The 8,620-nt window shown below is 39.5% G+C and carries 8 protein-coding genes; 4 read left to right on the top strand and 4 right to left on the bottom strand.

Features of this window, described 5'->3' with window-relative positions; translation table 11 throughout:
• Together CUN59_RS19270 and CUN59_RS19275 are read left to right on the top strand one after the other, a co-directional pair.
• The coding region (locus CUN59_RS19270) for a hypothetical protein (protein WP_207765451.1) at window positions 1-255 on the top strand (255 nt) is incomplete at its 5' end.
• Window positions 256-258: 3 nt separating this feature from the next.
• The gene (locus CUN59_RS19275) at window positions 259-834 is read left to right on the top strand and encodes an AAA family ATPase (RefSeq protein ID WP_104389355.1); all 576 of its coding nucleotides are present in this window, start codon (window positions 259-261) and stop codon (window positions 832-834) included.
• A gap of 321 nt (window positions 835-1,155) precedes the next feature.
• Here CUN59_RS19275 and glgB read toward each other — a convergent pair whose 3' ends face one another.
• The 4 genes from glgB to CUN59_RS19300 all read right to left on the bottom strand — a co-directional run bounded on the left by glgB (window position 1,156) and on the right by CUN59_RS19300 (window position 5,427).
• Window positions 1,156-3,447 (bottom strand): 1,4-alpha-glucan branching enzyme, encoded by a 2,292-nt coding sequence (glgB, locus tag CUN59_RS19285; RefSeq protein ID WP_104389356.1) that lies wholly within the window; start codon window positions 3,445-3,447, stop codon window positions 1,156-1,158.
• A gap of 158 nt (window positions 3,448-3,605) precedes the next feature.
• On the bottom strand, window positions 3,606-3,995 hold the full coding sequence (locus tag CUN59_RS19290; protein WP_243406997.1) for a hypothetical protein: 390 nt from the start codon (window positions 3,993-3,995) through the stop codon (window positions 3,606-3,608).
• Window positions 3,996-4,184: 189 nt separating this feature from the next.
• Window positions 4,185-4,853, bottom strand: a complete 669-nt coding sequence (locus CUN59_RS19295; RefSeq protein ID WP_104389357.1) for a glutathione S-transferase family protein — start codon at window positions 4,851-4,853, stop codon at window positions 4,185-4,187.
• A gap of 370 nt (window positions 4,854-5,223) precedes the next feature.
• Complete coding sequence (locus tag CUN59_RS19300) at window positions 5,224-5,427, bottom strand: hypothetical protein (protein WP_104389358.1); 204 nt, start codon at window positions 5,425-5,427, stop codon at window positions 5,224-5,226.
• A gap of 262 nt (window positions 5,428-5,689) precedes the next feature.
• On the opposite strand from CUN59_RS19300, the gene CUN59_RS19305 reads away from it, so the two are divergent.
• Both CUN59_RS19305 and CUN59_RS19310 read left to right on the top strand, forming a co-directional pair.
• Window positions 5,690-6,358, top strand: a complete 669-nt coding sequence (locus tag CUN59_RS19305; protein ID WP_104389359.1) for a hypothetical protein — start codon at window positions 5,690-5,692, stop codon at window positions 6,356-6,358.
• A gap of 138 nt (window positions 6,359-6,496) precedes the next feature.
• Entirely contained in the window at window positions 6,497-8,335 is a 1,839-nt protein-coding gene (locus tag CUN59_RS19310) for a peptidoglycan D,D-transpeptidase FtsI family protein (protein ID WP_104389360.1), read from the top strand.
• Window positions 8,336-8,620 lie beyond the last annotated feature (285 nt).

Raw genomic sequence — 8,620 nt, forward strand, 5'->3', positions numbered from 1 at the left:
GGGTGCGGAATGTGGGTTAAAGAAGCATCTCTATTGCAGAAAATAGATCCTCAAGAATGTAACCGTATAATATCAGAAATTGCCAATGAACTTGAGAGAAAACAACTTATATATGAAGCTGCGCGAGTGCGAATGAAAATAGGAATTAGTATTCCTGAAGATTATCCATTTAGAAAAGAAATTATAAAGCAAGATGGTTCGTTAGTATCTTTGCTTTGTCATGCTGCTATCAATAAAATTAAGGAGTATAAATAAGTTATGAATCCAAATAGACCTACAGACCTACAAATTGCTCAAGACCTTGAGAAACTAGCTGAAGTTATTCATGAGTCTATAGAAAGAGCAGAAAATACTCTCCAACAAATCAAAAAAGTCAATGAAGTTAATACGCTAATTGCTAGAATTGACGGCAGTTGTGAAGAACTTTTGAAAGCACAAGAAACTGTTAAAAGAACTCAGGATAGAACATCTAATCACTTGCAAGAAGTAAAAGCAATTGAGCAGCGTTTAAACAATTTAAAAAAGATACCAAAACAACTTGAAGAAATTGGTGTTAGCGAAACATTTTTACAAGAACTCAATTCGCTTTTAGATAATGTAAATCATGTAAAAAAAGAAACACAAAATACTCGTTTAGAACTAAGAAATTTACAAGAGGAGTTATTATCTACTAAACAACAAATGATTGCTGTGCAAAATTTTGAGAATTACCTACAGGATTTGCAAAATATTCGTAATCGTAGACAACTCTGGAAATGGCTAAAGAACGAATTAGGATTTGTTGGAATTGTCGTATACATATTGAGTTTAATTACTCCAACACGAAAACAATAATTATAAATTATCGGTTTAATTGATAGTTGGTTAGACTTCAGTTATGAACGTATTACCGAACTCAAACAACGGGGATATGAAGATGCAAAACGTTGTTTAAATCCCATTATTCAGACTTTAACCAGTGTCAAACAACAACGTCAGACTCATAATAAACTTGTCAACTCAACACAGCAGCTATTGAATGACCCTCCCCTCTAAATCATATAGAACTTACGCACGAAGTAATCAAAAGATAATTCATGAATTACCCCTACTTGATGTTTTGCGTAAGTCCTGTCATAAAAACAATATAAGGTGAGCATTGCCCACCCTACAGTATTATTCCATCACCTGTGCAGATTTTTGTCTATCTAACTTGAGCATCAACACGCCCAAAGGAGGTAAACACAAATCTAAGGAATAAGGACGATTATGCAAAGACCAATCATCAGTCCACTTACCACCTAAATTGCCCATATTACTACCGCCATACTGACGAGCATCACTATTGAATAACTCAGTATAAAAGCCCTTTTCTGGCACACCGATACGATAGTGAGAATGGGGTTGAGGAGTAAAGTTACAAACCACAACAATAAACTGATCAGAATCTTTATCACGACGGACAAAGGAAACTACACTATGGCGGTTATCAGTGCAGTCAATCCATTCAAAACCCGCTTGATCGAAATCCTGAGTGTATAAAGCGGGTTCAGAACGATAAATATGATTAAGAGACTGGAAAAAGTCTTTTAACCGTTGGTGTGGTTCATACTGTAATAGATGCCACTCCAAATCAGCCCAAACGTTCCATTCACTCCATTGGCCAAATTCCATGCTCATAAACATGGTTTTCTTGCCAGGGTGAGCGAACATATAGGTAAACAAACAGCGTACATTAGCCAACTTCTGCCATTCATCACCCGGCATTTTGCCGATCATATTACTCTTACCATGCACAATTTCATCATGGGATAGAGCTAACATGAAGTTTTCGCTGTGGTTATACCACATACTGAAGGTGATGTTGTTTTGATGGAATTGGCGAAACCAGGGGTCCATGCTGAAGTAGTCCAGCATATCGTGCATCCAGCCCATATTCCACTTTAAATTAAAGCCCAATCCGCCTGTATAGGTAGGCCAAGATACCATAGGCCAAGATGTAGACTCTTCCGCAATGGAAAGCGCACCGGGAAAATAGCTAAATAACAAACTATTAACTTGACGTAAAAAATTGGCTGCTTCTAAATTTTCTCGACCACCGTATTCGTTAGCTACCCATTCTCCTGGTTTGCGGCAGTAGTCAAGGTAAATCATGGAAGCGACCGCATCAACACGGATGCCGTCAATGTGGTATTTATCAAACCAGAACAGGGCATTAGCTACCAAGAAATTACGGACTTCATGGCGATTGTAGTTAAATACTAAAGTCCCCCATTCCTTATGTTCACCTTTCCGGGGGTCAGCGTGTTCATACAAGTGACTACCATCGAAGAAGGCTAAACCATGTCCATCTTTGGGGAAGTGACCAGGAACCCAATCTACAATTACCCCAATACCGTTTTTATGGCATTCATCCACAAAGTACATGAAGTCTTCGGGTGTACCAAAGCGAGATGTAGGGGCATAGTAACCTGTTACTTGATAACCCCAAGAACCATCAAAGGGATGTTCCGCAATTGGTAAGAGTTCTAAATGGGTATATCCTAATTTCTTAACGTAGGGAATGAGTTTATCTGCTAGTTCCCGGTAAGTTAGAAAGCGTGCGCCGGTTTTGAGTTCGGAAACGACAACGACAGCTTCCGTCTCTCCATTGGGTAATTTGGCAGGTTCGGCACTAGCAGCGTGTAACCAAGAGCCTAAATGGACTTCGTAAACAGAGACAGGTTGGGTGAGGGGATCAGTGTGCCGCCGTTTTTCCATCCAGTCTTCGTCATTCCAGGTGTAGGAATTTAAGTCAGTGACAATAGATGCGGTTTTTGGCCGTGGTTCTTGTTGGAAACCGTAGGGATCTGATTTTTCGTAAATATGTCCTTCAAAATTTTTGATTTCGTATTTGTAATGTTCACCTACACCGATTTCAGGAATAAATAATTCCCAAACCCCTGTGTGTCCTTTCCGCATCTGGTGTTTGCGTCCATCCCACAGGTTAAAATCTCCCAATAAGGAAACGTTTCTGGCATTGGGAGCCCAAACGGCAAAATAAACCCCTTTAACACCATCTACCTCTGTGGGGTGCGCTCCTAATTTCTCGTAAATGCGGTGATGGTTGCCTTCACTAAATAAATGTAGATCAAATTCGGTTAGGTGGGCAGAACGGAAAGCATAAGGATCATAAATCACTCTTTCATGCTCCCCTTCTTTGATGCGTAACTGATAGTTTTTGCTCTCAGCAGCTTCAATTGTACATTCAAAAAAGTGGGGATTATGTACTGTATCCATGGGATATTCTTTTCGTTCCTCTGGAACTACTACATAAGCAGCACTAGCATTTGGTAGGTAGGCTCGCACAGCCCAGACAGTTTTACCATTTTGCTCTATGAGATGAGAACCCAGGATTTCAAACGGATCATGATGTTGATTCCAAACGATGCGATTAACCTGTTCAGGGGCGACCGTGGTTATGGACATGAAGCTACCTATGTGATATATGGTGATTAACTAAATCAACTTTTGTAATATCTATTTATATTCTTTACATTTATTTGCATTTTTATCGCCACCGTTATCCTACATCAGAATGTGTACAGATTTTTCTCAGTGGTCATTTGTCAGTGGTACAAATGTTGTTAAATATTTAAAAAAGGGAAAATTTGTAATAATACTTTCCGTAGTTGGAGTAAAAATATTTGGTCTCGGATTTTAGGGTTCAGGCGTGGTGGGGGATTGGTTTGCATCTGTGTTTGCAATTGGGCATATTCGGCGGCGGTTAGCTTTTTGCCGTCTATAGGCGATCGCGCTTCTAAAATAATTTCAGTTCGCAATATCTCCTCTGGGATATCATCTATTGGTGGTAATGCCATCACTGCTTTACCAATAAAACCACTTAATCCTACTAAAATACTGGTCGTAACGCCTAAAATAATCAGGAATGCACCAGAAGGCAGGAGGCAGAAGGCAGGAGGCAAGAGGTGAAATCCTTTTGTTGTTTGAGTTTTGGTTTTCTGTTTGTACCTCATTGACTTGCAATCCGCTGTATGTATTTGATTAATTTTACTAGGAGTTTTGACTCCTATATTTTTAATTTTTCATTGCTAATTTTTAATTTCTAGTACAGCACGGCGTAAATAAAACAACCATTCTCAATCACTAAAAAGCTTACGCCATATTATTTTTGACTTTTGACTTTTGATTTCCGCCTTGCGGTGCTAGAGTCCTGGTGGCAATGGTTCAGCACATAGCTGATGAATATTAATAATTCGTTCAAAAATCTGGGGATATTCCTGAAGATATTCAGGAATCAGTGCTAAAGGACTCAATAAAGCGGCAGCAGCGATATCGGCGATACTCAAGCGATCGCCAACTAAATAATCTCTTTTTTGCCAGTAGGTAGATAATACTAACAAAGCATTGCCAAGCCTTGTTTGCGCTAATTTTACGGTAGTATCATTAATACCATATTGTTTTCTCACCACCTGAATTACCATTTGGCTAAATGGTGAGGGATCAATTGCTTTACCTTCACCAGCCCGAAATTGATAATAGACAAATCTCGTAGCTGTTCCGATACTTTCATCTAACCAATCTTCTAACATCATGGCTTGATTTTGCTGTTCTGGATTGGGTAAAAATAAAGCAGGTTCAGGTTGATAACTTTCTAGAAAGTGAAAAATTTGGCTTGAGTCACCTATAGCTTGGGGTTGTCCTGCAATTTGTGGTAAAAGCACAGGCAATGTGCTTAACCCAGTTAAAGGCTTGACTCTGAGAGTATGCAGCCCCGGAGTGAGGTTTTCTATCTGATAACTAATACCCTTATAACCCAATGCCAACCTGGCTTTCCGACAATAATGGGATGTACTAAATTGCAGTAACAACATAGATTACCATGACTTAGGTTATTGACAAAAATAACAAAAAGAACTTGAACTGGGCAAGAATTGGATCTAGCCCAGTGGTAGAACTTGATGAATTTTCCTGTTTTTAACCCAACTGAACATCATGAGGTGGTTGCATCTTGATACCTGATCTACAAATTTTCTCCACTTTTGGTAGATTTTTGTATTACATAGTTTGTAAAGACCCGGATTTACACAAATGTCACCTTAAATATCTTTTGTAATCTCAGCCATACTCTACAAGTCCTGTCACTCAACAGATTTTTGATTTCTGACTAACCTACTAAATATGGCAGTTGTGTAAGTCCTAAAGATGCTCACCACAGATGAAGAGAGATGTTTATTAACCCATCTAGGGGGTTGATGTAGGGGCTGCGGTAGCAGTTGCTTCAGGAGATTCTGTTGCCGCAGGTGTAGCAGCACCTGTATCTGCTGGTTCACCACCTGTGGTTGCTGCAGGAGATGTGGTTGCTGCGGGTTCGCCGCCACCTTCACAAGCACCCAACATAGTCGCCAAACTTAACATTAAAGCTAAACCAATAACTTTTGTCTTCATAACTCCTCTTTCACCAATTGTGGGCGTAAAATTTTTTGCCTGTTGAATAAGATACCTTATTTCTTCATTTTTTTAACGATTTTTTGATTATATATTTCGACTCATTTCTTCTTGTAACACTTATGTATTTTATATGTAGCATAAAGATGTGATGATTTCACCTTTTTAAAGGTTACAATGGCTTCAATTCTTGATTTAGATATGTAACTTGAGAAAATATCTCATCATCATGGAAGATACGGTATTTACCATCAGTTAAATTATGGTTGTTGAACGCAAATCAGCAGTTTCCACCAAAAAAAGTTGGTTTCGACCCAACTCTCCTTTATTATTCAATCGGCGGCGTTCTCGGAATTGGCCTAGAAAAACCCAAAGTTCCTCCCAACTGGACGGGGAAGTAATACCAAATAGATCAACCAATCATCGCTATAGTTGGATAAATTTTTTCGCTGCTAGGAGAAATAACAGAATCACCCGCACTGCAAGCTCAAACACTGCGAAAACTCCCAGCAGTTATTCCCATGGAGAATCAAGTCAAAGTATACCGATGATGGCTAATACGGGTAATCTGCCTATATGGTTGCTAAATCTGTATAAAATTAATCGATATTCGTCAGTTTTTGCCTTTTTATTAGTAGTAGCAACATTAATGGTTTATGGCTGGACTGTATATTCCCAAGAGCTTTGGAGTGAGTCTTACCGCAAATTACAAAGTTTACAACGTCGTGAGCGACAGCTAAATACTGCCAATGCTACACTGACTAGCAAGATGGCAGAGGAAGCAGAAACACCGGAGACAGGACTGATATATCCAAAGGCTGAGAGGACAATTTTCCTGCCACCTGCATCATCTAATCACAATTCTAGTTCTTCATTTTCTGAGTCTCAACCCCAAACTTCACAGGAGTCCTCAGCACCATTGGGATATTAGGGGAGTAGGGGAGCAACAGTTCGGCTTACTTCGACCCTTCGACTAGATCAGGGCATCGCAAGCTCACTAGAAGTCGCTCACCGACCGGAAGCAGAGGAGAATGTTTTTTTCCCAATTACCAATCAGTAATTCCCTCTCATGGCGAAGTCATCAAGTAAAACAAGATTCGGAAATTTACGCAATTTGGAATTTAGACGAGAACGCAAGTTTTCTACAACCACACAACCGGGAAATCTTGATCCGAAAATCATAGCAGAACGAGGAAACATTAAATTACGCCTGTTAATAGTATGGAGCGTGTTAATAATTGCTATGGTGGGATTAGGATGTAAATTATATCAGCTACAAATTCTGGATGGAAAAAAGTTGGCTCAGAGGGCGCGAAATCAGCAAATGGTGAATTTACGTCCTTATATCCCACGTCGTCCGATGACAGATCGGGCTGATAATACTTTGGCTATTGATCGTCCTGTCTATAACCTATATACACATCCGAAATTATTTGATGAATCTCCACAGAAAATAGCAGAAAAAATAGGGCCAATTCTTGGTAAAGAAAAGGCTGATTTGGTGAAAACTTTCCAAAGTAAAAGAAGTAGTATTTTATTGGCTGGTGGGATATCAGAAGAAATTGCTGATAAGCTGATCTCACTACGATTAAATGGTTTGGAATTTGTCCAAAAATACTCTCGCTTTTATCCCCAAGGTGATTTGGTGGCGGATGTGGTGGGTTATGTCAATCTTGACCGTCGTGGCCAAGCTGGTGTGGAATATAGTCAAGAAAAGTTATTAGAACGTTTTGGACCAACGGTAAGGATGAGTCGTTCGGGTAATGGGTCTTTGATGCCAGATTATGCACCCCAAGGATTTCTTAATTCTGATGATCTTAAACTGCAATTGACTATTGATAACCGTGTACAAAGAATCGCTCGCACGGCTTTAAAAGAGCAGATGACCAAATTTAGTGCTAAACGTGGCGCTGTAATTGTTATGGATGCGGTTGATGGTTCTTTGTTGGCCTTGGTGTCTCAACCTACCTATAACCCCAATGAATATGGTAAATCTGATATTTCTTTGTTTAAAAATTGGGCTGTAGCTGATTTGTATGAACCGGGATCAACTTTTAAACCGATAAATGTGGCGATCGCTCTGGAAAATGGCGTAATTCAACCAGAGGATACATTTGAAGATCCTGGTTCTATTAAAATCGGTACACATACTATCAAAAATGCTGAAATAACTGGTTATAGACGACTAACTATTTCAGAAATTTTAGAAACTTCCAGCAACATTGGCATGGTAAGAATCATTCAACGATTAAAACCATCCCTGTACTACAACTGGTTACAGCGTTTAGGATTAGAACAAAAATTAGCAACAGATTTGCCTTTTGCCGTTACAGGTCAATTAAAAAGCCAAAAAGAATTTATTTTTTCAGCCATTGAACCAGCTACCGCATCTTTTGGCCAAGGTTTTTCCCTAACTCCATTACAACTGGTACAACTCCACGGAGCATTAGCTAATGGTGGTAAATTAGTTACTCCTCATGTAGTGCGAGGACTCATTGACAGCCAAGGAGGTATGCACTATTCAGTTACTCCCCCTAAACCTCTGCAAATTTTCTCCGCCACAACCACCCAAAAGGTAGTCCAAATGATGGAAACAGTCGTAAGTCAAGGGACTGGAAAAGCATCAAGAATTTCAGGATATCGAATTGGTGGCAAAACAGGAACATCCCAAAAAGCTAGTCCTAATGGTGGATATATGAAAGGTGCAAGAATTACCAGTTTTGTCGCTATTTTTCCCGTTGAATCTCCTCGTTATGTAGTGTTTGCAGTTGTAGATGAACCAAAAGGAGAAAATGCCTATGGTTCTACTGTTGCTGCACCAATTGTTAAGACTGTAATTGAAGGACTAATTCCTATTGAACAAATTCCACCTAGTAATCTTGAGGCAAAGGATAAAGATGGAAAATAACCGATTGTGACACTGGGGGGTGCGGAAGGTAAGATTGATGATACCAAATTTGAGCAGTTAATGACTCTATTCTCAATAGACAAGGGATTCTACTTGGGTTTTACCCAAATATTGTAAAGTTTTATTGCAGGATTCAATACTTCTGGAATTACGCAAAAAATCTCACCAACTCCTATTTCTCGGTGTCCTGTCCTCCGTGGTATGTCTTCGACATGCTTCGGGAATGATATTCCATATTCCGTGATTTGTGGATTTGTAGCCCACATTCCGCACCCTTAGCTGTCA

The sequence above is a fragment of the Cuspidothrix issatschenkoi CHARLIE-1 genome, assembly GCF_002934005.1.
Taxonomy (GTDB): domain Bacteria; phylum Cyanobacteriota; class Cyanobacteriia; order Cyanobacteriales; family Nostocaceae; genus Cuspidothrix; species Cuspidothrix issatschenkoi.

Bases quoted from the DNA above. Each gene is read 5' to 3' on its own strand.
- CUN59_RS19275 (WP_104389355.1), top strand. From the start codon at position 259: ATGAATCCAAATAGACCTACAGACCTACAAATTGCTCAAGACCTTGAG.
- glgB (WP_104389356.1), bottom strand. From the start codon at position 3,447: ATGTCCATAACCACGGTCGCCCCTGAACAGGTTAATCGCATCGTTTGG.
- CUN59_RS19290 (WP_243406997.1), bottom strand. From the start codon at position 3,995: ATGAGGTACAAACAGAAAACCAAAACTCAAACAACAAAAGGATTTCAC.
- CUN59_RS19295 (WP_104389357.1), bottom strand. From the start codon at position 4,853: ATGTTGTTACTGCAATTTAGTACATCCCATTATTGTCGGAAAGCCAGG.
- CUN59_RS19300 (WP_104389358.1), bottom strand. From the start codon at position 5,427: ATGAAGACAAAAGTTATTGGTTTAGCTTTAATGTTAAGTTTGGCGACT.
- CUN59_RS19305 (WP_104389359.1), top strand. From the start codon at position 5,690: ATGGTTGTTGAACGCAAATCAGCAGTTTCCACCAAAAAAAGTTGGTTT.
- CUN59_RS19310 (WP_104389360.1), top strand. From the start codon at position 6,497: ATGGCGAAGTCATCAAGTAAAACAAGATTCGGAAATTTACGCAATTTG.